The following is a 25,252-nucleotide window of genomic DNA, read 5'->3' on the forward strand; positions in this document are numbered from 1 at the left end:
AAGGCGAATTGAGGCATATATTCACTTTTATAACCACGACCGGCCTCAGAGAAAGCTAAAAAAACTGACACCTGTAGAGTACAGGTGCCAGTTCTCAGCATAGGGTCTTATTTAACTGTCCACTAAAATGGGTCTTGACCAGTATTGCGGGGGTGGCGTTTTTTCGACTCCGGCTCGGAAGCGGACCACGCAACTTCACGGGGACCGGGTGCGTTAATGTTGTAGGGATCATGCACGATCGAAAAGGAGGATGCCGCGATGAGGAGATTGTGCCTCGTGGTGGGGGTGGCCGTCCTGGCATTGTCGTCGTTCGGCTGTTCGCGCTCGGCGGAGTCGGCGCAAGTCATCGTCAGCTCGAGCGTGACGGAATCGCTGCAGACCGCGTCGAATCATGGGCAAGGCAAGAAGCTGTACTACAGCGTGACGCTCAGGAACAATGCGGGGAAACCGCTAGAAGTCGATCGGGCGGAACCGGTGCTTCAAAAGGAAATTTCCGAAAAAGCGAGCGCACCTGCGCCCGCGCAACCGATCGGCGGAACGATCGACAGAGGCCAAGAATGGACGGTCGACGGCGAAATCACTTTCGAATCGGATGCATTCTCCCTGCCGTTAGGCGAATATTTGCAAGGGGTCCGGGTTTACTTTCGGGACGGAACCTCATATTTTGTAGAAACTTGATCCGAACAGTACCGTACCCGTAACCGACCGCCGATTGCTGTCGAACGGCACAGTATTTCCCCGGAAATCGACAGGAAGTGCTTTATCGACTCGAAAAACGGTTACAAGCGGTCGTGCGTCGTTTACAATAAAGGGGCAGGACGTTCCAAGAACTTCCGAGACCGAGACAACAAGCCGAGAGGTGAGCCGATTGAAAGTCCGTCACGCTGCAACATGGTTGCTCTTATTATCCTTAACGATTCCGCTGGCAGCGGGCTGCGCACAGCAGAAGACCGTCGCGCCTGTTGTGGAAGATCCGGTTCCGACAGACCCGCTGCAAGAGGAAGCGGAAGTCGAGGAAGAACTTATTGCCCCTTATACATATCCCTTGACCGGGGTGCCGACCGAAGAACTAGTGACCGAGCGGCCGATTGTCGTCATGGTCGAAAATTCGCCCGCCGCGCGGCCGCAAACCGGACTGCACGAGGCGGATCTCGTGTACGAGGTGCTGGCCGAAGGCGACATTACGCGATTCATCGCCGTGTACCATAGCGTGAAGTCGGAGGAAATCGGGCCGGTGCGCAGCATCCGCCCGTATTTCGTGCAGCTCGGTTGGGCGCTGGACGGCATTCTCGTCCATGCGGGCTGGAGCCAAGAAGCGATGAACCTCATGGCGAAGCATAAGCTGAACCATTTGGACCAAGTGTACGGCGATCATGACTACTATTGGCGGGACAAGTCCCGCAAAGCGCCGCACAACCTATATACCAGCACCGAGTTGGTGCGTAAAGGCGCCGAAGCGCGCAAGTTCCGCGACGAATGGGAGAAGCAGCCGATCCTCACGTTCGCGGGCGCAGACGCGGGGGAACCCGCCGGGGATCCGGCGCCGTCCGTCACGATTCCGTATATTGGGGGCTACACGGTCGGGTATACCTATGACGAAGCTGCGAAAACGTACTTACGCTCCATGAAGGGCGAGCCGCACAACGACAAGAAGACGGGCGAGCGGCTGACGGCGACGAACGTGATGATCGTCGAGGCGAAGCACCGCATCGTCGACAGCGTCGGACGCCGGGAGGTGGACGTGTTCGGGCCGGGCAAAGGGTTTTTGCTGCAGGGCGGCAAAAAGCGGGACATCGTTTGGGAGCTGAAAAACGGCGTCATCCGCGCGTACGAGAAGGAGGGAGCCTTGACCGATATCCCGTTGCTGCCGGGGAAAACGTGGATTCAAATCGTGCCTGACGCGGGCCGCGTCACGTTCGGAGAAGACGCATGACGGCAAGCGGAGGACAAGGCATACCGCAGGGGGCGGGCGCGTCGGCGGCGGAGGAACGGGGAAGTGACTCTGCATCGAGCCGCAGCCTCTGGTACCCGCACCTAGGATTGCTCCTCGTCTACATTCTTTGGGGCGTCAACACCGCCTCGATGAAGGTCGGCGGCGCGGCGTGGGACCCGTTCGTGTTCAACGGGCTGCGCTACGCCATCGTCGCTCCGCTGCTGTGGCTGACGGTCGCGCCGAGCTTCCGGAAGAGAGGGATCTCCTTCCGGATGGAGCGGCGCGATTTCGCGCTCATCCTCGGGCTCGGGGCGCTGTCCGCCGTCGGCATGGAGGCGCTGCTGTCGTACGCGCTGCAATATTCGAACGTCGCGAACGGATCGGTGCTCGGGCGGGGCGTCATGCCGATCTTCACCGTCCTGTTCGCGCTCGCGCTGCGCGAGATGCGCATGTCGCCGCGCATCTGGATCGGGCTGCCGCTCGCCTTCGCCGGCGCCGTCGTCATCGTCGCGGGGGGCGGGGGGCTCCATTTCGGCGCGGAGACGGTCCGCGGGGACGCGCTGCTGCTGCTGCGCAGCGTGTTCGGCGCGATCTATCTGATCGGCATGAGCCGCCTGACGTCTCGCTATCCGCTCATGCTGCTGGTCGCCTGGGAGATGACGGCCGGCGCGGCCGCGCTGCTGCCGTACGCGCTGTGGAAGGCGGACGCCGCGCTGATCGCTTCGATCCCGCCGATGGGATGGGCGAGCCTCGCGTACACCGCGCTGCTCGCGACGCTCGTCGGCTTCACGCTGCACAATTGGAGCCTCGCCCGGATCGGCGCGTTTCGCGCTTCGTTCTACGGATACACGATGCCCATCACCGCCGCCGCGAGCGGGTACTTGCTGCTCGGCGAAACGATCACGCCGTATCAAATCGTCGGCGGCGCCGCGGTGCTCGCAGCGATGTATTTGGTGCAGTCGCGGGGCGCGAAAGCGAATCCGCAGCCGAAGGCGCAGGAATCGTCGTGAAGCGCGTCGGACGGCCGCACCCGCAGCAGCCGAAACCGAAAACGAAAACGGAAAACGACCCCCATCCCAAGCTCTCGGGCTTGGGATGTATCTTTTCTCGCACCGGATGACAGTAACCCCCGCTTGGCAAAGTCGATGGGCGGGGAGTAAAATGTCGAATATCAAGGAATGAGGCGGTGGTCGGATGAAACTGAGGCAAAGCTTGTTGACGAAAATGCTGCTCGGTCTGGCGGCGGCGGCGATCCTTCCGTTCGTCGTGACCAACATTTATGCGTATCAGAGTACGACACGCGCGGTGGAGCATCAAATCATCGACCTGAACCAGGACTCTATGGAGCTTGGACTCGAACACATTATTCGATATATCCAAGATTTGAATCAGCTCTCGGTATCCTCGTATTTCGACGAGGCGCGGCTGAAAAAGATGCGGAATCCCGAGGACCCGGATACCGTGCGGCAGATCAATGACTACATCTCGGATGTGTATTACAGCAAACCGGAGTTGTCCGCGGTCACTTATGTAAGCGCTTTTAACGGACGGAAGTATACAAAATACCGCACGAGCTCGGTCGGTCAGTTGGTGGATTGGCCGGCGCCGCCGATCCCGAAGGAGAGCCGGGATTGGAGCTCGGATCGCAGGTTCGAGGTGATCAACTTCAACGGCAAGCGCGTATTGGCGATTCACACCCTCATTACCGATCTGCCGAAACCGTCGGTGCTCGGGCTCGTATCGCTGTACGCCGATCTCGACGAAATCGATAAAATCGTTCGTCCCTTGTCGGACGCGGGCGCGGGGGAGGCCGCTTTTCTCCTGGTGCACGAGGATTTGCAGCTGCTGTACGGAACCGATGCATCGATGGAGCCGGCGCTGCCCGGCGATGAGCTGGAATGGCCCGATACCGGCATCGTCAGAGGAGCGAGGGAGGGCCGGGACGGCGTCTTTATTTACGTCCAGGGGCGCTACTTGAACCTGCCGCTGACGTTGACGAAGTTCGTACCACGCGCCGTCATCAGCGAATCGGCCAACCAGACGCTCGGGAGATCGATCGGCTTGCAAAGCGCTTCGCTCGCGATCGTCATCGCGATCGCTTCCGCGATGTGGATCCGCATGATCGCTCCGCTCCGAAGGCTGGTGCGCAATTTCGCCAAGGTAGAAACCGGCAATTTCCAGCTCTCGAAGCAAACGAGCCGCGTCGACGAAATCGGGATGCTCGAGAACCGGTTTCAAATCATGGTGCAGCGCCTCGAGGAGTACATTAATAGGGAGTATCGAAACCGACTGGAATTGTCGACGGCTCGACTGAAGATGCTGCAGGCCCAAATCAACCCTCATTTCTTATATAATGCGCTGCAGACGATCAATACGATGGCGCTGCGGAGACAAGCTTACGACATCAGCGACAAAATCGCCGAATTGGGCGCCATTATGCGGTACAGCATCGATAGCAGTACGGACACCGTGCCGCTGCGGAAGGAAATCGAGCATATTGAGTCCTACTTGTCCCTGCAGGCCGGCCGGTTCAAAAACAAACTGTCGTACACCGTATCTTGCCCGGACGAAGCGCTGGAACTGTGCGTACCGAAAATGATCCTGCAGCCGCTCGTGGAGAACAGTATCATTCATGGGATCGAGAAAGGAAAAGGTTCGGCTGCGCTGCATATCGGCATCGACCTCGAGGATGGTCTGCGCATTCGCGTCATGGACTCCGGAAAAGGGATGGACGAGGCCGCGATCGAACGGATTCGGCGCGAATACATCGACCCCCCGCCCTGCGATCCCGAGAAAGGCGGCATCGGCCTGTCGAACGTGCTGCAGCGACTCAAGCTGCGCTACGGAGCCGAATTTACGTGGAGCATCAGCAGCAAGCCTTACGAAGCGACCATCGTGACGCTTCTGATTCCCAATGAAAAGGTTGGTTGATCAATCATGATCGTACTCATTGTCGACGACGAAGAGCATGTCAGAGAAGGCATCGACCTGGCGGTCGATTGGGAGAGGCTGGGCGTGACGGAACGATTGCAAGCGGAAGACGGATTCGCGGCGCTGGCGCTCGTCCGCGACCGGCGACCGGCGGCGATGCTGTGCGATATGAGGATGCCCGGGATGGACGGCATCGAGCTTCTCGAGCAGGTCCGCAGGGAGAACCAGGAAATCCAGATCGTGGTGCTGAGCGGGCATGACGATTTCCATTACACGAGAGCCGCCATCAGGGCGGGCGGGGTGGATTATTTGCTGAAGCCCTTCGCCAAGAGAGAATTGGAGCAGTGCCTCGAGAGAGCGTTGAACGAATGGAAAAAGAAGGTCCATCGACTGATCGAACAGCGGGAAGCCGGGTTTATGGCCCGCAAGGCGGACGCTTACTTGGACGAACAAAAGATGGCCGCTTATTTCCGAGGTGAAGCGCCGGATGCGGGCATTCGCGAGCTGCTGCGGAAAGTCGGGCTGCCGGAGCGATCGATCCGCGCCGCCTTAATTCTGCCGAGGAATCGCGCCGAATTGGTGCGCCGCCGGTTCCAAGGGGACGCCGACTTGTTTCTGTTCGCGGTCAATAACATCATGCATGATACGTTGCGGTCTCACGGCGCACACTACTTGTGCCGCTTGGACGATTACCAGTGGCTGCTGTTAACGGCGATGCGGGAAGGCTCAGGCGCCGAAACGCAGCACCGGCAGCTGCTGGAGAGTACGGAACGGGCGTGGAGCCGAACGATCGGCTTGAACGTGCTCGTCGGCATCGCCGGCAAAGAGGCTGATGCGGAGCAGCTTCTCTCCGCTTTGGGGGAAGCGCGGTCCGCGCTGCTGCGATGCAATGTGCTGGGAGAGGCGAAACGTGCCGCCGATGCGGGGGATTTGCCCCATTTGACGGACAAGCAGTTTCTGCTGGAGCAGGCGCTCGAGACCGGCAGCAAAACGCTCGCGGCGGAAGCCGTGCAGGCCGTGGCGGAGCGGCTGCGCCGCCGGGGGACGCTTCGGCTGAAGGATCTTCAGGCGCTGACGGTGGAGGCGAATCATATGCTGCAGCAGGCGAGCCGCAGCCAACCGGACGAAGATTACGCCGACGTGCTGCTGCCGCTGTGGATCAGCGATGTGACCGAGTGGGAGAGGCTGCTGATCCAAAGCTGGGAGGTGTTGATCGACTTCAGTTCGGGCGACGCGCTCGGCAGCGGGGGCGTCCAGGCGATCCGGGAGCATATCGACCGGCATTTCGCGGAGGATGTTTCGCTGTCGTCGCTCTCGAAGCAATTTAATTTCAGCCCGCAGTATATCGCGAAGAAGTTCAAGGAAATGTACCAAACGACGGTGACGGCATACATTACGAGCCTGCGCATCGAGCACGCGAAGGCGCTGCTGCGCCAGACCGAGATGACGGTGGCCGAAATCGCGGAGCGGGTCGGGTACGCCGACGAAAACTATTTCGGCAAAGTGTTCAAGAAGCAAATGAACGTCTCCCCGCTGCAATATCGAAAGCGCTTAACAGATTCATAAAATCCTTATTTGAGCGAAAATGTTCCCTGCCTTCTTCGCCGTGCCGCGCGTACAATGAAGCCATGAAAGACTTCGCGACTAGGGGGAAATAAACAATGAGGAAATGGCTATCTTCGGTAGGCGCGATCGCGCTGATGACAACGACGCTGCTCGGATGCGCCGGCGGCACGGAGCCGCAGCAGCAGACGGGCAGCACCGGCGGCGAGCAGCCTGCCGCCAAGCAGGAGACGAGCGGCTCGAGCGACTCGGGCGAGAAGGTCACGCTGAAGCTGCTGCAGTTCAAGGTCGAAATTACCGATAAGGTCAAGGCGATGGCCGCCGATTACATGAAAGAAAACCCGAACGTCGTCGTCGACGCCGAAGTGACGCGCGATTACGAAACGATTTTGAAGACGCGCTTCGCCTCCGGCGACGAGCCCGACATTTTCATGACGAAAGCGTATACGGATATCACGGATTGGTCGGATCGACTTGCCGATTTGTCCAATGAGCCTTGGATGGAGAAAGTATCGCCTTCCGCGGTTCCGGGGATGACGGTCGACGGCAAGAAGCTCGGCTTCCCGGTCGCATTCGAGGGCTACGGCTTCATTTACAACAAGGATCTGTTCGCGAAGGCGGGCATCGAATCGGTGCCGACGACGTTGACGGAATTGAAGGAAGTGAACGAGAAGCTGAAGGCGGCGGGCATCGCTTCCTATGCCGAAGGCTACAAAGAATGGTGGGTTCTCGGCCAGCACTTGTATAACCTTCCGTTCGCGTACGAGCAAGATCCGACGGCGTCGATCGATAAGATCAACAAGGGCGAAATGAAGGTCGCCGACATCGCCAACATGAACGGCTTCTTCGATGTGCTGGACATGACGGTACAGTACGGCAAAGGCGCGGAATCGGTCGGCGTCAGCTACGACGATCAAGTGTCCAGCTTCGCTTCCGGCAAGACGGCCATGATGCAGCAAGGCGTATGGACGATCGATTCGATCCTGAAAATTAACCCGGACATCAACATGGGCATGTTCGCCATTCCGCTCAACGACAACGCCGAAGAGACGCGCCTTCCGGTCGGCGTGCCAGGCTACTATGTCGTGAACGGCAACAGCAAGAACGCGGAGGAAGCGAAGAAGTTCCTGAACTGGATGCATCAGAACGGCCAGAAGTATCTCGTCGATTCGTTCATGCTCATCCCGGCCTTCACGGATTTGCAGACGACGGAGAATCTCGGACCGTTGGCCGCGGACCTCAGCAAATATGTCGCCGAAGACAAGACGATTCCTTGGGCGCATACGCTGTGGCCGACGGGAGCGAACCAAGAGTTCGCGAAGCCGCTGCAGGCCTACGTCGCCGGACAGCTGGATCGCGAAGGAGCGCTTGCGGAAGTGCAGAACATTTGGGAAACGAGACTGAGCCAATAACCGTTTCTCTTCGTCGCCCGCGATGCATGGTCCCGACAGGGTCCATGCATCGCGCATTTACCGCCAAGAACGGTGTGCAGAAAGGAGATGCGGCATGAACACGCGAACGCGCAGAATTTTGACTTACGGGGTATTCGTCGCCCCGGCGCTGTTCTTTTTCATATTAATCATTCTGGTTCCTTTCTTGCGGGCGATCTTGTTTTCCTTCCAAGATTGGAACGGGATCAGCAGCAACATCGCATGGGCGGGGCTGGACAATTACGAGAAAATCATGAAGGATAAGGGCTTCTATAAGTCCTTCATGTTCACGGTCAAGTACGTGCTGGCCACGACGCTGCTGTTGAATGTATTCGCTTTCGTTCTCGCATTGATCCTGAACCTGCCTTTGAAGCTTAAGAACGGCCTGCGTACGGCCTTCTTCCTGCCGTACGTCATCGGTTCGATCATTATCGGCTTTATTTGGCAATTTATCATTTCCCAGCTGTTCGTCGATATCGGGGAAGCGACGCAGTGGACGCTGTTCATGAAAAACTGGCTGAGCCTGCCCGACTACTCGTTCTGGTCGCTGGTTCTCGTCACGGTGTGGCATTCCGTCGGATATTTCATGATCATCTATTTGGCCGCGCTGCAGGGCGTGCCGAACGATCTGCTCGAAGCGGCGGAGATCGACGGGGCCGGCCGATGGAAGCGGCTGTATCACGTCGTGCTTCCGCTCATCCGTCCCGCGATTACGATCAATCTGTTCCTCGCCATTTCGAACGGCTTCAAAGCGTTCGACCTGAACTTCTCGCTGACGAAGGGCGGGCCGTTCGGCACGACCGAATCGATCGCGCTGCATATTTATTTGGACGCGTTCACGAAAAACCTGTTCACGTACGCATCGGCGAAGGCCGTCATTTTCTTCCTCATTCTGGCCGGCATTACGCTCGTGCAAGTGGCAACGATGAAACGCAAGGAGGTGGAGATGTGAAGACGACGCGGTACGGCAAAGGGTTGTTGATCATTGAACTGTTGGCGGTGCTGATCGCGATATTGTTTTTTGTGCCGATCTATATGACGGTCATCAACGGACTGAAAACGTATAACGAAGTCGTCACCTCCACCATGGCGCTGCCGGAAACGTTCCAATTCGTCAACTATGCGGTCGTGTGGAATCAGCTTCGGTTTTTCGGCGTATTTCTGAACTCGATTCTCGTGACGGTGTTCTCGGTCATCGGCATTCTGCTGCTCAGCTCGGCGGCGGCGTATCAATTGGTGCGGAACCCGGGCCGGGTCAGCAACGCGATTTTCCTCGCGATTCTCTCGTCCCTCATCATTCCGTTCCAGACGATGATGATCCCGCTCGTGAAGGTAGCCAAGGATTTAGGCATCATCAACACGTTATACGGCATCGTCCTGATGTATTGGGGCTTCGGCATCCCGCTCGCGCTGTTCCTGTATCACGGCTTTATTAAAGCGGTGCCGCGCGAGCTCGAGGAGGCAGCGCATATCGACGGGAGCGGCCCGTTCGGCGTGTTCTTCCGGATTTTGCTGCCGCTGCTCAAGCCAATCACGACGACGATCGCCATTCTGCACACCTTATGGATTTGGAACGACTTTCTGCTCCCGCTCATTACGCTTAGCTCGCCCGCCAATCGAACGATTCCGCTCGCGGCCGCCGTGTACTTCGGCCAATATACGAACGAGTGGCATTTGGGGATGGCCGCCTTAACGCTGGCGATCGTCCCGGTCATGCTGTTCTTCCTGTTCATGCAGCGGTACATCATTCAAGGCATTACGGCGGGAGCGGTCAAAGGTTAAACGAAAAGCAGCGCCCGATCGGGTTTCCCGAAGGGACGCTGCTTTTGGCGTTTACCGGCGATCGCGCGGCCGGCGCGACCGCGACGAGCCGTTGCGGCGGCGACGACGGCGGCGGCGGCGTTTCGGAAGCTCCTCGAAGTAATCGTCGTCGTTCGAGGCCGCTTTGGCCGACTTGCCGAAGCCGCCCATGACGAGCTTCAGCATCGGCGCCATTTGCTGCACGGAGGACATGATCTTCTGGATTTTCGTCACGTTGGCGAGAACGCCGTCGATGCCGCCCATCCGATCGATCATGTGCTTGATGTTGCCCATATTCCCGAGCAGGCCGTTCAAGCCGCCGCCGGCCCCGCCCAGTCCGCCGAAGCCGCCTTGCTGCGGCCCGGGTACGCCGTGGTGGCCGGGAACGCCGGGATAGCCGGTCGGGTCGCCGAACAGCGGCTGATGGCCCCCCGCGTAAGGCGTGGGCGCGGGATATTGCCCGCCGTAAGGGGTATGGTTCACGTGTGGGTGTTCATTCACTGCGCTCACATTCCTTTATTTCAATTGGTTTAGGCTTTCATAACACTCTATGTTTTCGCCCACCGATGTGTATAGACGCCCGCCCGGTTTCCAAAAAGGTTGCTGGCGTGATACTATAGTGATGTAAAATTTTAATGCGGTAATGTGCGACCGGAGGGTGAGCAAACCGATGCAATTGAAGAAGCTGAACGACAAAACGATCGATCAACTGTTCGAAGCGGTCCTGACGTTGAAAAATATTGAGGAATGCTACACGTTCTTCGACGACTTGTGCACGGTCAACGAAATTCAATCGCTGTCCCAGCGGCTCGAGGTGGCTCGCATGCTGCGCAAGGGAAGCACGTATAACCAGATCGAAACCGAAACCGGGGCGAGCACGGCGACGATTTCCCGCGTCAAGCGGTGCCTCAACTACGGGAACGACGGCTACAAAATGACGCTCGAGCGGCTGGGCCGGTAATCCGCATGCGGGGAGTGCTCGTCATTAGCCACGGCTCGCGGAACGAGGAATGGGTGCGGCTCGTCGACGAAGCGATCGAACCGCTGCGCGCCGCGTTGCCGTATCCGGTGTACGGCGCGTTCCTCGAGCTGGTCGAAGGCCGGCTCATCCAAGACGGCATCGACGAGCTGGAGCGGCTTGGCGTCACCGATCTCATCGTCGTGCCGCTGTTCGTATCAATCGGCAGCACCCATGTCGAGGAGATCGGCTGGGCGCTCGGCGCGAAGGCGGCGTGCCGGTGCGACACCGACTTGGAGCCGTTCCGCGTGAACGCGCGGGTCCATTACTGCGATCCGATCGACGCCGATCCGGACGTTATTGAGATTTTGTATGAAAAGGCGTCGCCGCTGTCGACTTGTCCGTCCGAGGAGCTGCTGCTTCTCGTCGGCCACGGCAGCGAGCTGGAAGGCTTTCATGAAGTGTGGCGCGGCGTGCTGGAGGAGGCGGCGTCGCGGCTGCGCGAGCGGGGCGGCTTCGCGGCGGCGGATACGGTCATGCTGCTGCCGGACGAAGCTTCGGCGAAGCTGCAGGATTGGCGCGAGCGCCGGCCGGACCTTGCGCCGATCGTCGTCCCGTTGTTCGTAAGCGAGGGTTATTTTACCACGAATGTCATACCGTCGCGGTTCGCTGGGTATGATGTTCGGTATAACGGTCGTTCGCTGCTGCCCCATCCGCTGCTGACCCGTTGGATGGCGCGGCGCGTCGAGGAGAAGGCGAAGGAGCTGGCGTAAGATGATCAAGCGGGCGAGGCTGATCTATAACCCGACCTCCGGGAGGGAAGAGATGCGGCGGCGGCTGCCGGAGGTGCTGCAGCGGCTGGAAGGCTACGGCTTCGAAACGTCGACCCACATGACGATTGGGGGCGGCGACGCGACGCTCGCCGCCGCCGAAGCGTGCCGACGCGGCTTCGATCTCGTCATCGCGGCCGGCGGGGACGGCACGATCAACGAGGTCGTCAGCGGCCTTGCCGAGCAGCCGGTACGGCCGCCGCTCGGCGTGCTGCCGCTCGGCACGACGAACGATCTCGCGCGGGCGCTCGGCATCCCACGCGCGTGGGACGCGGCGATCGATCTGATCGCCGAAGGGCATGTCCGGGCGATCGACGTCGGGCAAGTGAACCAGCGCTATTTCGTCAACATCGCCGGCGGCGGGTCGCTCACGGAGCTGACGTACGAAGTGCCGAGCAAGATGAAGACGATGCTCGGGCAGCTCGCGTATTATATGAAGGGCTTCGAGAAGCTGCCGCGGCTTCGGCCGATCCGCATGCAGGTGACGTCCGACGAAATGTCGTTCGACGAAGAATTCATGATTTTTCTTATCGCCAATTCGAATTCCGTCGGCGGCTTCGAGAAGCTGGCGCCGGAGGCCGCGATCGACGACGGCATGATGGACGCGTTCTTCCTGCGCCGCTGCACGCTGGCGGATTTCATCCGCCTCGCGTCGACGGTCGTGCGCGGCGAGAAGGTGCAGGATCCGCTGCTGATCCAGTTCCAGACGAAGCGCATTACGATTCAATCGCCGGATTACGTGCAGCTCAACCTGGACGGCGAATTCGGCGGCACGCTGCCGTGCGACATTCAAGTGCTGCCGAGGCACATCGGCGTGTTCGTCGATCCGACGGGGCGCACGAGCTACCATAAGCCTAACAGCAGCGGGGTCGTCCTGCATGCCGGCGGCACGCCGGGCGCGGGCTTCGCTCCGGGCGGCGGAACAACGAGCAATGGAGTGGACGTACAATCGTGAATGCGAAGAAACCGGCCGCGCGGCGGGAGCTCCCCGTCGCGCTTCATGATTTGATCGAGCTCGACATCGCGGGGCTCGCGCACGAAGGGGAAGGCGTCGGCCGCTACGAGGGCTTCACGCTGTTCGTGCCCGGCGCGCTGCCGGGCGAGCGGGTGCGCGCGCGCGTCGTCGAGACGAAGAAGCAGTACGGCCGCGCGGAGCTGCTCGCCGTGCTGGCGGCGAGCCCCGACCGCGTCGCGCCGCCGTGCGCGGTGTATGCGCGGTGCGGCGGCTGCCAGCTGCAGCATTTCGCGTACGGCGCGCAGCTGCGTTGGAAGCGGCAGCTCGTCGTCGACGCGCTCACGCGCATCGGCAAGCTGCAGGTGGAGCCGGAGGGCGGGGCGTCGGCTTCTTCGGAGGTTGTTTCTGCCGACGATCCGCCGCGCCCGGGCATCGTCGTCCATCCGGTCATCGGCATGGACGAGCCGTGGCGGTACCGGAACAAAGCGCAGGTGCCGATCGGCTTCGACCTCGAGGAGGGCGGCCTCGTCGGCGGCTTCTACGCGCAGGGGACGCATCGCATCGTCTCGACGGACGAATGCCTGATCCAGCACGAGCGCAACGACGACGCCGTCTTGGCCGCGAAGCGCATCGCGCGGGAGATGGGCATCGAGGCGTACGACGAGAAGTCGCACACGGGCTGGCTGCGCCACCTCGTCGCGAAGGTGTCGTTCGCGACCGGCGACCTGATGCTCGTCCTCGTCGCCACGTCGCGGCGTACGGACGGCCTGGACGCGTACGTTGAGCGGCTGCGCGCCGAGCTGCCGCAGCTCGTCAGCCTCGTGTTGAACGTCAACAACGACCGGACGAGCGCCGTCTTCGGGCGGGAAACGTTCACCTTGTGGGGGACCGACGTCATCTTCGACGCGATCGGCGGCATCCGCTTCGCCATCTCCGCGCGGTCGTTCTATCAGGTGAACCCGGTCCAGACCGAGCGGCTGTACGGCACCGCGCTCGACTACGCCGCCCTCACCGGCGTCGAAACCGTGATCGATGCCTATTGCGGCATCGGCACGATCAGCTTGTTCCTGGCGCAGCGCGCAGCCCAGGTGTACGGCGTCGAGCTCATCCCCGACGCCGTCGAAGACGCCCGCGCCAACGCGCGGCTGAACGACATCGAGAACGCCGACTTCGAAGTCGGCCGCGCCGAGGTCGTTCTGCCCGCCTGGCGCCGCGACGGCATCGACGCCGACGTCATCGTCGTCGATCCCCCGCGCAAGGGCTGCGACCCGGCCCTGCTCGACACGCTCGTCGCCATGGCTCCCGAGCGGATCGTCTACGTCTCGTGCAACCCCGCGACGCTGGCCCGCGACCTCGCCGTGCTCGAGGCCGGCGGCTTCCGCACCGTCCAGGTCCAGCCGGTGGACATGTTTCCGCATACTGGGCATGTTGAATGCGTAGCATTATTAATACAAATCAAATCTTAGGAGTGGTCATTTGAAAAGGAACAAACCGATGTCGTTCGACGACTTGCTGCTGGAACTGAAAGGCCAAAAGGCGAACCAAAACAACCCCGAAAATGTCGGCATCCACGATCTGTTCAACAAGAGATTCATGGAACGGTACTCGAAATCCGAAACGTTCGCCGAGTTTCTGGAGAAGGGCAACTTCCAAGCGGAGACGTTGGAAGACATCGCGAACATCCATGAGGAACTGTGGGATCGGTACGTAGCGCGCGAGACGACGTTCTCGAACTGGCAAGCGATGCTGCAGGCGGCCAAGGCGGAGCAGGGGAAAGCGTAAAGCAAGTGTATTCGAGGGTAGCAGCCGACTCAGTCCCGAGTCGGCTGTTTGTTATCAAAAAAAAGGCTTTGAGAGCATAGGAGAATACATGTCCTGGAGCAAATTGAAGCAAAATCTGGAGAGTTTCCTCAGTCCTGCGTTACACGGAAGGGTCGAATACCGGGCAACCGGTTACCGGTATTTACCCGATAAATCCGGAATTTGTTATATCGCCGTAGATAAAAAGAACATCCTCAATATGATCGATACAACGAGCTCCATCAGATGGTATCAATCGGAGCAGGAAATTAAGAATGATCCGGAGATCCAAATTCCTATCAACCAGGAAGATCTTGAAACGGTCAGGAAAGACACCAAGGGAAACGTTCCGGAAGATCGTCTACAAGTCATTGCAAGAAGTAGAAAACTATCGGAATATGCCAAGGAGCTTTTGTCAGCACAAGCCGCATTAAGTAAATCCAATTTTAGCGATGCAGCGAATAAATTTTTATCTAGTTCTGTTGAGGAAAGCTTAGAGAGTAACGACATCTTATTGAATATTTTGGCTTTGGTGGACAGAAGAGTCGGAAAAAAGCGGATCCAAAACATGTCCGAGAAGATAAAGCTAAAGCATCCCATTGTGCAGTATTTTTATGAGCTGCGGCGCAGTACGTTATAGATGGGGGCGACGTTTTACACACAGCCGGCTCGGCAACGAGTCGGCTATTTCCCGTTTCCACATTTTATAATATAAACTTTATTAAAGCGGTTACAATCAGGAATCATGAGTGATATCATGGGGGTGAAGGAAGAAGCGAACCGAGGAGGAAGTACAATGCTGATCGACACAAGAAAAAGTAAGTATGCTAAAGTACATTCGATACCCGTCCAGGATATCGACTGGAACGAAGGCTTCTGGAAGGAAAGATACGACGTTTGCGCGGATGTAACGGTTCCTCATATTCGGAATCAGTTCGAAGATACATCGCCGACGTTTCATGTCGTAGAAAACTTCCGCGTGGCGGCTGGAATTCACGAAGGAACACACGAAGGAACGCCGTTCGGAGACGGCGATTTTTATAAATGGATGGAAGCGGCCATGTACGTTGTGGCCAAGCGCGGAGACAAAGAGCTAGAGAAGGACTTGGATGATTATATTGAACTGATCAGCAAAGCGCAGCAGCCGGACGGATACATCTCCACCAAGCAGATCATCGCCGATCGGAATGGCGGAGGCAACAGCCGGTTGGGCAATGTCAATGATTTCGAAGTGTATAACTTCGGTCATTTGATGACCACGGCTTGCGCCTATAAGCGTATTACGGGGAAGGATTCCCTCCTGAAGGTGGCGGAGAAGGCTGCCGACTATTTGAAAAACTTGTACGAAGAGGAGATTCGAAAGGGCGAGGCATTAACGGAGGTCTGTCCATCTCACTACATGGGGATCGTGGAATTATACCGAACGACCGGAAACCGTAAGTATCTGGAGCTGGCGGAGCTGGCCCTTCAAGCGAGGGACTTGGTGAAAAACGGAACCGACGATAATCAAGACAGAATCCCACTGCGTGAACATCGAAAGATCGTCGGCCATGGCGTGCGTTCGACCTACCTGTATGCAGGCGTCGCGGACCTCTATCTTGAAAATGGGGAAGAAGCGCTGAAGACAGTACTGGATTCCGTCTGGGAAAACTGTATCGACAAGAAATTCTACATAAACGGCGGTATTGGAGCGCTTTATTCCGGTACGTCGCCTTATGGCAAGTTTAGCTTCGACATGTCGAAAAACGTTGTCCATCAAGCGTTCGGATACGAGTACCAACTTCCTAATATTACGGCTTATAACGAAACGTGTGCGACGATCGGAAATATCATGTGGAACTTACGGATGTTCGCGATCGACCCGCAAGCGAAATATTTCGATATCATCGAACGCTCCATGCTGAATCTAACCATCGCATCCGTGAGTTTGTCGGGCGACCGATACTTTTACCAAAACGCATTGAGAAGAGTGAAACATTTAGATCATGAACTCATGTGGCCGTTGGAAAGAAAAGGTACACTGACTTGTTTCTGCTGCCCGCCGAATATGGCCAGAATTATTGGAGAGTCTAGCGAATACGCTTACATGATTTCCGACGATTCCGTTTACGCAGGTATGTATGGAGCGAATACGGCGAAGTTCCGTCTGAATAACGGCGCAGCCTTCACGATCGCGCAGAAGACGGAATACCCTTGGGATGGGCGCATCGTCATGGAATTTAAGGATGTGGAAACGGATGTGCCGATTGCGGTCAAGCTGCGCATTCCCGGCTGGGCAGCAGGAGGCTCCATTACGGTCAACGGCGAAAAGATCGCGGACTTGAACAAAAGCCATGCTTCCAGCTACTTCAGCGTTGATCTTTCCAAGATCGACGGAGCAAGAATTGAGTTGCTGCTGGAGATGCCGGTTCGTCTGACCGTAGCTCATTCTTATCTGGAAGAGACAGTCAACCAAGTTGCCGTGGAGAGAGGTCCGTTGGTGTACTGCCTGGAGACGCCGGATGTGCCCCTCCCGGAACTGGCAGACTTCATGCTGCCGACCTCCGCTACATTCGAAACCGTCCCTTACGAGATCAGCGGCAAACAGGTCCTGGCCTTAGAGACGGAAGGCGTAACGATGAAATGGAAGCAAGATAAGGACCGGGGGGCATTATATCAGACCTTGGATGTCCAAGGCTTGGAGCGAGTCCGTGTCCGAATGATTCCTTATTTCGCCTGGGACAACCGCGGCAACGGTGAAATGATGGTGTGGCTGCCGTTGTATTTTGGGTGAGTTCGAACAAACCTATGTGGTTCGACGATTTGTTGGTGGGATTGAATTGCCAAAAGATCATCTAACCGGGACGTTCACCGCGTTTCTTGAGATGGGAAACTTTCAACAATACATCAAGAAATAAAGCACAGCAGGACCGGTACTGATATGCTCCCCTTTACGTAGACAGGCGAAATAATAAAACCTGGTTGCCGAGGGGAGTTTTTTCATGCCCCATTATCGAGTATAGCGTAAAAGAGAAACTCTCCATCTTGAGAGAACTTGAAACCGGAGTAGGTTCACTAACTGGGGGCGACTGGAAATATATCAGTAACACAAGCACTTTAAAAGGATGGTGGTGGCGACTGCATTGCGTCTAGGGTTTGGAAGTCCGTTCAGAGAATTAGAGCTATTCGGTAGAAATCAAACAACAAGCAGTTCAAATGTTCTACGATTATTTCCGTTAGCTCGAAACGATGCTTTCTTGAGATCCAAACAAAGTGCAGCCGATGGATTTTTTTCTAGATACATTTGAAACTTCTCCATCTTATTTTATGAAATCATGGAAATGCTAATAAAGAAGTATATAATAAAGTGAGTCAGACAAATGAGGTGAAGAGTTATGAGATTAGAAATGAAGAACATTGGTTTGTTGGGTAAAGCGGATATAGAAATTAATGGCTTAACGGTTATTGCAGGAGAAAACGATACCGGTAAAAGTACAATAGGTAAGGTCTTGTTCTCCATAATCAAAGCTTTTACAAGATATTCTGAAGATTTTGCCGAGGAAACTAGAAAGTCATATTTTAATATGCTGGAAACCGTTTATTTTCAGTTAAGAAAATATGTTGATTTTAACGAGCATGAAGCGCTAAGGAAAGAATTTTTACCACCTAGAATATTTAGAGATATAGAGTATTCGCTAGATGTTGGGAATTTTGAGAATATAGATTTAATACTGAGTCAAAAAATTGAGCTAATAAAAAATTTGAATCTTCCAACCAGAATAATGGAATCAACAGTACACACATTATTAAATTTACGCTCATCTATTATTTATACAAACGAAAAAAAAGAGTACATTGTAAAAGCTTTAAAATTAGCTTTTATGTCTGAGTTTAATTCTGAAATATCAAATAAATACATAGAAAATGAATCTTTAATCAAATGTACTGAGGGGAATAACAAGGTTTTAGAAATATCCATTATAAAAGACCAAATTGATAGAATTGAATACTTTGATGAGCTTTTCTTTAGTGATGCAACTTATATAGAAAGCCCTTTGGTGCTTCAAATGTATGATGCAATTTCTAAAAGTACGGCTTTTTTTGAAGAAGAGGAACTTTTCACGAAATCATCTATAGTCCATAACCGTGCCTCAAAAAAGGTACAGATTGCTTTTCACTTGAAAGATTTGATTAATAAGATGGAAAATGCTCAATACTTTAAAAGTTTTAATAAACAATCAGAAGAAGAAGATATCCAACTATTTAACCGTATCTCTAATTTAATAGGCGGAGATGTTTCCTTTAAAAAACAGCAAAGAGACTTTGTCTATTCAAAAAAATCTATCGAAAAAGACATTAATATTAAATCTGGGAATCTCGCCACTGGAATTAAGTCTTTTGGAATACTCCAACTGCTTTTAAAGGCAGGATTACTTAATGAAAGGACACTTATTATTTTAGATGAACCGGAGATTCACCTACATCCGAAGTGGCAAGTAGAATACTGTAAAATGATTATTGAGCTAGTGAAGAGAGATATTAACATTCTAGTTACAACTCATAGTCCATACATATTACAAGCACTTAAAGTTTTCGCTGAGAATTCAGATATGGATGAAAATAGAATTAACTATTACTTTGCAGAAAAAGAAAGTGGGAATAATCACGTGAATATTGAGAATATTAACGGTAATCTAAATAAAGCATTTAGAAAGTTGTCTGAGCCAATACAAAAATTAGTGTGGGAGAACTAACTGGATGTTACAGAGATTATTGAGTTTTGGTGTTGAAAATGGAATTTTTAAAATATTACCGATTAAAGATATAGATAAATCATGCTGCAAGGTTTCTACTACCGAAGTAATTGATTTCGATGAGACAAAACGTATGATAATTGCGGAAATTAACAGTTCTAAATGGAAAATGCAAGAACCAAAGTCATGTGATGCTTTGAAAATTATACCACAGGTGAATAGACTTGATTTTATAGAATTCAAAGGACTCAACACGTTTTTGGAAAGATTGGAGGATTCAGGTAAAAATGTCGAGGAAGAAATCTCTAAACAAATCGGAAAATTTGAATTTGGAACAAAAATCTTTGATAGCTTTCAGGTATTAGATTATGTGCTTAAATCAGCAAAGTTTGGTATGTCAAAAACTGAGAGGCAGTCTTTCGCACTCGTTGAGAAGAATTATTTTATAATGGTCGATATTGAAGTTGGGGAGGATGGTATACAAGATTTTGCACTTATGATGGAGTTCCTTAGTCAAACTTCAAATGTTAGAAATACAATTTTGTCATATATAAAGGAAGATATTAAGGGTCTTGGTGGTAGCGGAATAGTGAAAATGAATAGCCCCAAACTTATTAATGTTAAAGAAGTAGATAAAATGTATGCATCGGTATTGTCAGCGGTAGCAAATCAGTAAAGATTATAATGCTGAATCCCATTTGATTACGCACATGTGGAGTGTTAAGCATTACTTAAATTGGGTGGGGGAATGATTTCCTCCGCTTGTTTCACGCCCCGAAAAGAAGTGTGTAATATCCTGATGCTTGCGTCGGAATAAACTTTAATCTTATGAATGAGCTTATAGTCATCATTCTCAAGATTAGGCTTTGCCGGTGGAATTCCTACAACTTAATGTTCCGTGTCATTCTTTGACTTATCGGTATTTCAAGTTAAATTTTGCGGGCAGCCTATCGACTTTGTTCAGTTTGAGTTCTCGCATTAGCTGACTATAACTTTCCCGAGTTGGTTAATTGATGCAGTAGGGGACGGAAACTCGCCTTCAAGCTATGTAAGCTTCTTTTTAACTCCTAGCAACACTCTTACCTGATAAATCTGAAATTATTTTGTAGCTGCAGATAACAAGTACTTAGTTCTACTGACAGAAGAGTTGGAAGTAAGCGAATACTAAACTTGACCGAGAAGATGTAGTTAAAGCATTCAATTATGCAGTATTTTTAATGATCTATATCGTAGTACATTTTGAGAAAATATAGTATTGGGAAAGTGTTTTCATGACTAGACAAATTATCTGAAATTGTTTAAATTCTTTTCAAAGTGGAAGCCTACCGTGTCAGGGGGTGTTCTTACTTTCACATTTGATAAGCGTAGGGATGATAATTTTTCCATATAACAAGGCAATAAGAGGAGTCGCAAACTCCTCTTTTTCCATTTCATACGATGGTATAATAAACACCACGAGATCAGCATTGAAAGGTAAAAGCATGAAGGTAAAAGAAGATTTCTTTACCCGCAAGAAAAACGACATCGGCGTCTCCCTAAATGACGTGCAAAAGAAGGCTGTCATTCAAACGGAGGGGCCGTTGCTGTTGTTGGCGTCTCCGGGCTCGGGGAAGACGACGACCATTATTATGAGGATTGGCTATTTGATTGAGGAAAAGGGAGTCGACCCGGCGAGGATCAAGGCGGTCACGTTTAGCCGGGCTTCAGCGAACGACATGAAGGAACGGTTCAAACGTTTCTTTCCCCATCTTCCGCCGGTTGATTTTTCCACGATTCATAGTTTCGCTTTCGAGGTTGTGAAAGAGCATTTCCGTCGAACAAGGACGAATTTTCAAATTATCGAAGGCGACCTAGATCCGCAGGAGCAGGTGAAGCTCGACACGAACGATCTGCCGTTGCATAAGAAGTTTATTTTACGAAATTTGTTCAAAACCATTGTCGGGGAAAACATGACCGACGATCAGATGGACGAACTGACGACGTACATCAGCTTTATCAAGAACAAGATGGTTCCTGCCGATCTTTGGTCAACGGTAAAAACGAGTGTGACGCAAGCGGAAAGATTACTACGCGAGTATGAGGCATTCAAGAGGTCGATGAACAAGTTGTTAATCGATTTCGATGATATGCTAACCCTAGCGGAGCAGGTGCTAGAGAAGGACGGGCAGCTGCTTCGGAGATACCAGGACCGGTTTGATTACATCCTTACGGACGAGAGTCAGGATACTTCCATGGTTCAACACGCGATTATCGAAAAGCTGGTTCGGAAGCACGGAAACCTTTGCGTCGTTGGCGACGAGGATCAGGCGATCTATAGCTGGCGCGGGGCGGAGCCGTCGTACCTGTTGAACTTTAAGCAAGTGTACCCTAATGCGACGACCCTACTGATGGAGCAGAATTATCGTTCGTCGAAGGATATTGTCCATATCGCCAATCAGTTCATAAAGCGCAATAAGAGCAGGTACGACAAAAATATGTTTACTGCGAATCCGCCAATCGAGCCGGTGAAGATCATAAGTTTGGCGGATTATCGTTACCAGGCCAAGTACTTGGTTCAAGCAATTCAGGAGATCGGGCAGCTTTCCGAAGTGGCGGTATTGTACCGTAACAATTCCTCTTCCATTTCTTTAATGAATGAATTTGACCGGGCAGGGATTCCGTTTTACATGAAGGATGCCGACAACCGGTTCTTTTTGCATTGGGTCGTCGAGGATATTTTAAATTTTATGCGCATGACCTTTACGGACAAGCGACCCGACCTACTAGAGAAAATTCATTTGAAAATGAACGGCTATATTAGCAAGCAGCAAATGGCCTCTCTGAAAGAAATCGACAACAACGAGTCCGTGTTCGATAATTTGCTGAATCACGTCCCGTTGCAGGAGTATCAGGTCAAGCTGTTACAGGCGTGCAAGGAAACATTCGGACAGATGAAAGGCATGCCGCCGCGTCACGCGATCCGCGTTATTCGCGATCGGTTAGGTTACGAAAAGTCGCTTGAAAAGATGTGCGAGCGCCTTGGATTCCGGAAAGAGTACTTGGTGGGCATCCTTAACACGTTAGAGGAAATTGCCGATACGCTTGTTACGATGGAAGACTTCGCGAATCGGCTCAAATATCTGGAATCGGCATTGAAAACTTCCAAATCCAGAAGAGGGCAAAACGCGGTGACGTTCTCGACGTTTCATAGCTCTAAGGGATTGGAATTTGAGCACGTATATATGATCGACCTGATTGAAGGAATCATCCCGTCTAAAGACGATCAGGAGAAAGTCGAACTAATGGAAGAAGCAACCCGCCTATTTTATGTCGGCATGACGCGGGCGAAGAAGCATTTGGAACTCATTTCTTATCGGGAGAGGGATGGGGAAAAAGTTGCGGAGTCCTTATTTGTAACGAACGTCCGGAACATCATGAACCCGCCGAAGCAAATTCCAAACGACAATGGGCCGCCGGTAAGGGTAAGAAAAAGGAAAGAGACAGCGGTTCCTCTGCACAATCCCAACGCGATCCAAAAGACGGCTGATTTGAGGATCGGAACATTCGTGAAGCATCGAGTGTTCGGACAGGGCGAAATCATGCAGCTAAGCGAAGATACGATCGAAATTAGGGTCAAGGCGGAGCTTAAAAAGCTCTCGGTGAAGACATGCTTGGAGATGGGATTGCTGGAGTTGGTATGAGGGAAGCCAGGGTCCGTGCAGCAAAACACAATTTGGGAGACGAAAAAGGAAGCGGGCTTTTCCGCTTCTTTGTTTTAGGCGTAAGAACTTCATTGTAAATGCCAACGTATTCGAACCCTGAGCAAGTCAATTTCAACGTTTAATTTCCCTTTCATTGTAAATACTGTCTATTAGACAAAACTATTTGAGTATGGACGATCGGGAAGTTCCTTCTCTATAGTGACGAATATGTTAAATGGTTACATATATTACTTACTCTGATACAATGTTAATTATACACATGCTAATTAACGTTTTTATAGTGCTAATCTATCATTACCCTACCCTGTGGAGTTGATTTAATTGACTACGAATAAGTCTAGTTTGGTTCAATTTATTGAGCAATGGAACGACGAATTGGCCACTCTGATTTACAAAATGGAAACGTTAATTTACCAAGACCCGGCCAGCGCGATGTTGAAAGCCCGGGTATTTGTGGAGGAGATACTTCAAAGGGTATTTCAAACAGAAGGAATCATTCTCCAGGAAAATTTAAGCCTTCACGACAAAATCTCATTATTAAGCACTAAGGAGTACATTACTAAAGAAACCCAAAGTTTGCTGCACACAGTGCGTCTGGCGGGGAACAAAGCTGCACATAATGCGAATTACGATGATTTAAGTGAAGCAATAAAGCTGCATAGAGCAGTGTACATGATCTTTAAATGGTATTACGAAACGTATTTATCATTCCAATCGTCGGTACCTGATTATGCATATCCGAAACCTCCTTCCGAAAACTCGGAGGAAATTCAGCAATTAAAAGCAGAAGTAATGAAAATTATGGAGATGGTTCGTGCAGAACAAGCCGGCAAACTGCCAATGACTGAAGAAAGTGTGGAAATGGCGGTTCCGGGAACTAATCCATCTTTGCTTCAGTTGAATTTACCCGCAGGACATAGTTATTTGCTACGGGAAATGAAAAGACTAAGAGATTCGTCGAAAGAAGCGATTGAGAACGCGAATGCGTTCAGTAAATATAAAGAGTATCTGCATGTGGAACGCAAAGTTCAAATCGACCTAGAAGAATGTTTAAGGCGTAGGAAAGACTCGCCAAACTCAAACTTGATATTGCTATGCGGTAATGTTGGTGACGGGAAGTCGCATCTTCTGGCCTATTTGAAAGAAAATAGACCGGAACTCTTGGAGAAATATGAAGTTTTTAATGATGCTACAGAGAGCTTCTCGCCTACGAAAGATGCTATGGAAACGTTGGATGAAATATTGAGGGATTTTTCCGATGAACGAATCGCTACGTCGGGAAGAAAAGTGATCTTAGCCATAAATATGGGGATTTTGCACAATTTCATCTCTTCGAAAAGTCGAGAAGGAGTAACGTACAGCCGTCTAGAACGCAATGTGAATGAAAGCGGACTGTTTTCAAATGAAGTTACACAAACGAACGGGACGGATGATTATTTCGACATATTAAGCTTCAGTGATTACCATCCATACGAGATTACAGCGAACGGGGCGGAATCGAGTTTTTATACTGCAATTCTTGAGAAAGTTTTTGCCCCGAACGAAGGGAATCCCTTTTACTTAGCTTATAAAGAAGACCTGACTAGAAACGTGAAGACGATGTTGCATGAGAATTATTTATTCATGCAGAACCCGACTGTTCGGAAACAGGTTGTACAATTTATTACCCAGGCGATTATTCAGTACAAACTGGTCGTTTCTGCCCGGGCCTTCCTCAACTTTATTGCAGACATTGTCGTTCCAGACGACATGACGCCATTCGATTTCATGGGCGATTTGGAAAGAATGGAACAGTCCGTCCCAACGTTAATGTTTAAACGCCGGGAACGCTCCTTTATATTGCGGGTCATGCATGAACTAGACCCAATTCACAAACGAAATGAACACACGGACAATATTATTATTGAGTTAAACACCTCGAGCAACTGGTCGAAGGTTGTAGAAGCTCACATAACGAATGACGTTGCACTGAGATGGTTAAAAGTATTTCAGCAATCAGACGAGGTTGAGTTTGCTCCCAATGTTTTCTCATTATACTGTGAATTCATCATCCGCCTAGCGGAATTAACAAACCCGGAGTTTTATGAGAGAACTAGTTCGAAAATTTACAAAAAATACTTGAAATTGCTTTTTGGCGTTAATGTAGGTGAGAAAGAGGCACTCAAAACTCTTTACGAAGAAACGAAGGAAGCAATCCATCACTGGAGAGGCTCTCCATTAAGGGATTATGTGTACATTAACAAACCAACGGATATGATTCGGATTGCACAAAGACTACAGTTAAAACCGGATGTATCGCATATTACGCAGCTACCGCAGGAGAAATTGGAGAAGTTTCGCAATACGATTAAGGTAGCCTACCGATCCCCCGACCAGCAAAGCATTAGTTTGGAAATCGACTATCCACTATTTGAACTATTGCAAAAAGTATTAAACGGTTATTGTCCTAATAAGAAGGACGAAGAAGATGCTGTAAATTTCGTGGAGTTTGTCGAGAGATTAATGAGACTCGGGGAAAAGAAGAAGGAATTATTGGTTCACTTCCCCCAGGACTCCCGTATGTACAAACTATACAAAGATGACTTCTCCGGCTTTGTTTTTGAAAAGGAGTAATTAGA

The 25,252-nt window shown here is 52.2% G+C and carries 21 protein-coding genes; 20 read left to right on the plus strand and 1 reads right to left on the minus strand.

What is annotated here, in order from left to right:
• Positions 1-7 precede the first annotated feature (7 nt).
• The 9 genes from VE009_RS15100 to VE009_RS15140 all read left to right on the plus strand — a co-directional run bounded on the left by VE009_RS15100 (position 8) and on the right by VE009_RS15140 (position 9,639).
• Positions 8-103: an IS3 family transposase gene (locus VE009_RS15100; protein WP_325008711.1), complete on the plus strand. Its 96-nt coding sequence runs from the start codon at positions 8-10 to the stop codon at positions 101-103.
• A 155-nt stretch (positions 104-258) separates the two neighbouring features.
• A complete protein-coding gene (locus VE009_RS15105; protein WP_325008984.1) occupies positions 259-678 on the plus strand; it encodes a hypothetical protein in 420 nt (139 codons plus the stop codon).
• 190 nt (positions 679-868) lie between these two features.
• Complete coding sequence (locus VE009_RS15110) at positions 869-1,933, plus strand: DUF3048 domain-containing protein (protein ID WP_325008986.1); 1,065 nt, start codon at positions 869-871, stop codon at positions 1,931-1,933.
• On the plus strand, positions 1,930-2,943 hold the full coding sequence (locus VE009_RS15115; RefSeq protein WP_325008988.1) for a DMT family transporter: 1,014 nt from the start codon (positions 1,930-1,932) through the stop codon (positions 2,941-2,943). Before VE009_RS15110 ends, VE009_RS15115 begins: the two co-directional genes overlap by 4 nt.
• Positions 2,944-3,127: 184 nt before the next feature.
• Positions 3,128-4,864 carry a sensor histidine kinase gene (locus VE009_RS15120; RefSeq protein ID WP_325008990.1) on the plus strand — a complete coding sequence of 579 codons (1,737 nt, stop codon included), beginning with the start codon at positions 3,128-3,130 and terminating at the stop codon, positions 4,862-4,864.
• 6 nt (positions 4,865-4,870) lie between these two features.
• Positions 4,871-6,430, plus strand: coding sequence for a response regulator transcription factor (locus VE009_RS15125; RefSeq protein WP_325008991.1), 1,560 nt, complete (start codon positions 4,871-4,873; stop codon positions 6,428-6,430).
• 95 nt (positions 6,431-6,525) lie between these two features.
• Positions 6,526-7,839: an ABC transporter substrate-binding protein gene (locus tag VE009_RS15130; protein ID WP_325008993.1), complete on the plus strand. Its 1,314-nt coding sequence runs from the start codon at positions 6,526-6,528 to the stop codon at positions 7,837-7,839.
• A 94-nt stretch (positions 7,840-7,933) separates the two neighbouring features.
• A complete protein-coding gene (locus VE009_RS15135) occupies positions 7,934-8,809 on the plus strand; it encodes a sugar ABC transporter permease (protein ID WP_325008995.1) in 876 nt (291 codons plus the stop codon).
• Entirely contained in the window at positions 8,806-9,639 is an 834-nt protein-coding gene (locus VE009_RS15140; protein ID WP_325008997.1) for a carbohydrate ABC transporter permease, read from the plus strand. Before VE009_RS15135 ends, VE009_RS15140 begins: the two co-directional genes overlap by 4 nt.
• Before the next feature lie 51 nt (positions 9,640-9,690).
• On the opposite strand, the gene VE009_RS15145 is transcribed toward VE009_RS15140, so the two are convergent.
• Positions 9,691-10,158, minus strand: coding sequence for a hypothetical protein (locus VE009_RS15145; protein ID WP_325008999.1), 468 nt, complete (start codon positions 10,156-10,158; stop codon positions 9,691-9,693).
• Positions 10,159-10,327: 169 nt separating this feature from the next.
• Between VE009_RS15145 and VE009_RS15150 the strand changes: the two genes are divergently transcribed.
• From VE009_RS15150 to dptF, 11 genes are all read left to right on the plus strand, one after another.
• On the plus strand, positions 10,328-10,618 hold the full coding sequence (locus tag VE009_RS15150; protein WP_325009532.1) for a YerC/YecD family TrpR-related protein: 291 nt from the start codon (positions 10,328-10,330) through the stop codon (positions 10,616-10,618).
• Positions 10,619-10,623: 5 nt separating this feature from the next.
• On the plus strand, positions 10,624-11,388 hold the full coding sequence (locus tag VE009_RS15155) for a sirohydrochlorin chelatase (RefSeq protein WP_325009001.1): 765 nt from the start codon (positions 10,624-10,626) through the stop codon (positions 11,386-11,388).
• Position 11,389: 1 nt separating this feature from the next.
• Entirely contained in the window at positions 11,390-12,400 is a 1,011-nt protein-coding gene (locus VE009_RS15160; protein ID WP_325009002.1) for a diacylglycerol kinase, read from the plus strand.
• Positions 12,397-13,866 carry a 23S rRNA (uracil(1939)-C(5))-methyltransferase RlmD gene (gene rlmD, locus VE009_RS15165; RefSeq protein ID WP_325009004.1) on the plus strand — a complete coding sequence of 490 codons (1,470 nt, stop codon included), beginning with the start codon at positions 12,397-12,399 and terminating at the stop codon, positions 13,864-13,866. The genes VE009_RS15160 and rlmD overlap by 4 nt, the downstream gene beginning before the upstream one ends.
• Before the next feature lie 10 nt (positions 13,867-13,876).
• A complete protein-coding gene (locus VE009_RS15170; RefSeq protein WP_325009006.1) occupies positions 13,877-14,182 on the plus strand; it encodes a hypothetical protein in 306 nt (101 codons plus the stop codon).
• Between the two features lie 88 nt (positions 14,183-14,270).
• Positions 14,271-14,840 carry an SF0329 family protein gene (locus VE009_RS15175; protein ID WP_325009008.1) on the plus strand — a complete coding sequence of 190 codons (570 nt, stop codon included), beginning with the start codon at positions 14,271-14,273 and terminating at the stop codon, positions 14,838-14,840.
• Between the two features lie 156 nt (positions 14,841-14,996).
• Positions 14,997-16,973 carry a glycoside hydrolase family 127 protein gene (locus tag VE009_RS15180; protein WP_325009010.1) on the plus strand — a complete coding sequence of 659 codons (1,977 nt, stop codon included), beginning with the start codon at positions 14,997-14,999 and terminating at the stop codon, positions 16,971-16,973.
• Positions 16,974-17,574: 601 nt separating this feature from the next.
• Positions 17,575-18,933, plus strand: a complete 1,359-nt coding sequence (locus tag VE009_RS15185; RefSeq protein WP_325009012.1) for an AAA family ATPase — start codon at positions 17,575-17,577, stop codon at positions 18,931-18,933.
• Positions 18,934-18,937: 4 nt separating this feature from the next.
• A complete protein-coding gene (locus tag VE009_RS15190; protein ID WP_325009014.1) occupies positions 18,938-19,609 on the plus strand; it encodes a hypothetical protein in 672 nt (223 codons plus the stop codon).
• Positions 19,610-20,414: 805 nt separating this feature from the next.
• Positions 20,415-22,613 carry an ATP-dependent helicase gene (locus tag VE009_RS15195; RefSeq protein ID WP_325009016.1) on the plus strand — a complete coding sequence of 733 codons (2,199 nt, stop codon included), beginning with the start codon at positions 20,415-20,417 and terminating at the stop codon, positions 22,611-22,613.
• A gap of 342 nt (positions 22,614-22,955) precedes the next feature.
• Complete coding sequence (gene dptF, locus VE009_RS15200) at positions 22,956-25,247, plus strand: DNA phosphorothioation-dependent restriction protein DptF (protein WP_325009018.1); 2,292 nt, start codon at positions 22,956-22,958, stop codon at positions 25,245-25,247.
• Positions 25,248-25,252 lie beyond the last annotated feature (5 nt).

Origin of the sequence: Paenibacillus sp., from assembly GCF_035645195.1 — a bacterium.
Lineage (GTDB): Bacteria > Bacillota > Bacilli > Paenibacillales > YIM-B00363 > Paenibacillus_AE.

Bases quoted from the DNA above. Each gene is read 5' to 3' on its own strand.
- VE009_RS15105 (WP_325008984.1), top strand. From the start codon at position 259: ATGAGGAGATTGTGCCTCGTGGTGGGGGTGGCCGTCCTGGCATTGTCG.
- VE009_RS15115 (WP_325008988.1), top strand. From the start codon at position 1,930: ATGACGGCAAGCGGAGGACAAGGCATACCGCAGGGGGCGGGCGCGTCG.
- VE009_RS15120 (WP_325008990.1), top strand. From the start codon at position 3,128: ATGAAACTGAGGCAAAGCTTGTTGACGAAAATGCTGCTCGGTCTGGCG.
- VE009_RS15125 (WP_325008991.1), top strand. From the start codon at position 4,871: ATGATCGTACTCATTGTCGACGACGAAGAGCATGTCAGAGAAGGCATC.
- VE009_RS15130 (WP_325008993.1), top strand. From the start codon at position 6,526: ATGAGGAAATGGCTATCTTCGGTAGGCGCGATCGCGCTGATGACAACG.
- VE009_RS15135 (WP_325008995.1), top strand. From the start codon at position 7,934: ATGAACACGCGAACGCGCAGAATTTTGACTTACGGGGTATTCGTCGCC.
- VE009_RS15150 (WP_325009532.1), top strand. From the start codon at position 10,328: ATGCAATTGAAGAAGCTGAACGACAAAACGATCGATCAACTGTTCGAA.
- VE009_RS15155 (WP_325009001.1), top strand. From the start codon at position 10,624: ATGCGGGGAGTGCTCGTCATTAGCCACGGCTCGCGGAACGAGGAATGG.
- VE009_RS15160 (WP_325009002.1), top strand. From the start codon at position 11,390: ATGATCAAGCGGGCGAGGCTGATCTATAACCCGACCTCCGGGAGGGAA.
- VE009_RS15175 (WP_325009008.1), top strand. From the start codon at position 14,271: ATGTCCTGGAGCAAATTGAAGCAAAATCTGGAGAGTTTCCTCAGTCCT.
- VE009_RS15180 (WP_325009010.1), top strand. From the start codon at position 14,997: ATGCTGATCGACACAAGAAAAAGTAAGTATGCTAAAGTACATTCGATA.
- VE009_RS15185 (WP_325009012.1), top strand. From the start codon at position 17,575: ATGAGATTAGAAATGAAGAACATTGGTTTGTTGGGTAAAGCGGATATA.
- VE009_RS15190 (WP_325009014.1), top strand. From the start codon at position 18,938: ATGTTACAGAGATTATTGAGTTTTGGTGTTGAAAATGGAATTTTTAAA.
- VE009_RS15195 (WP_325009016.1), top strand. From the start codon at position 20,415: ATGAAGGTAAAAGAAGATTTCTTTACCCGCAAGAAAAACGACATCGGC.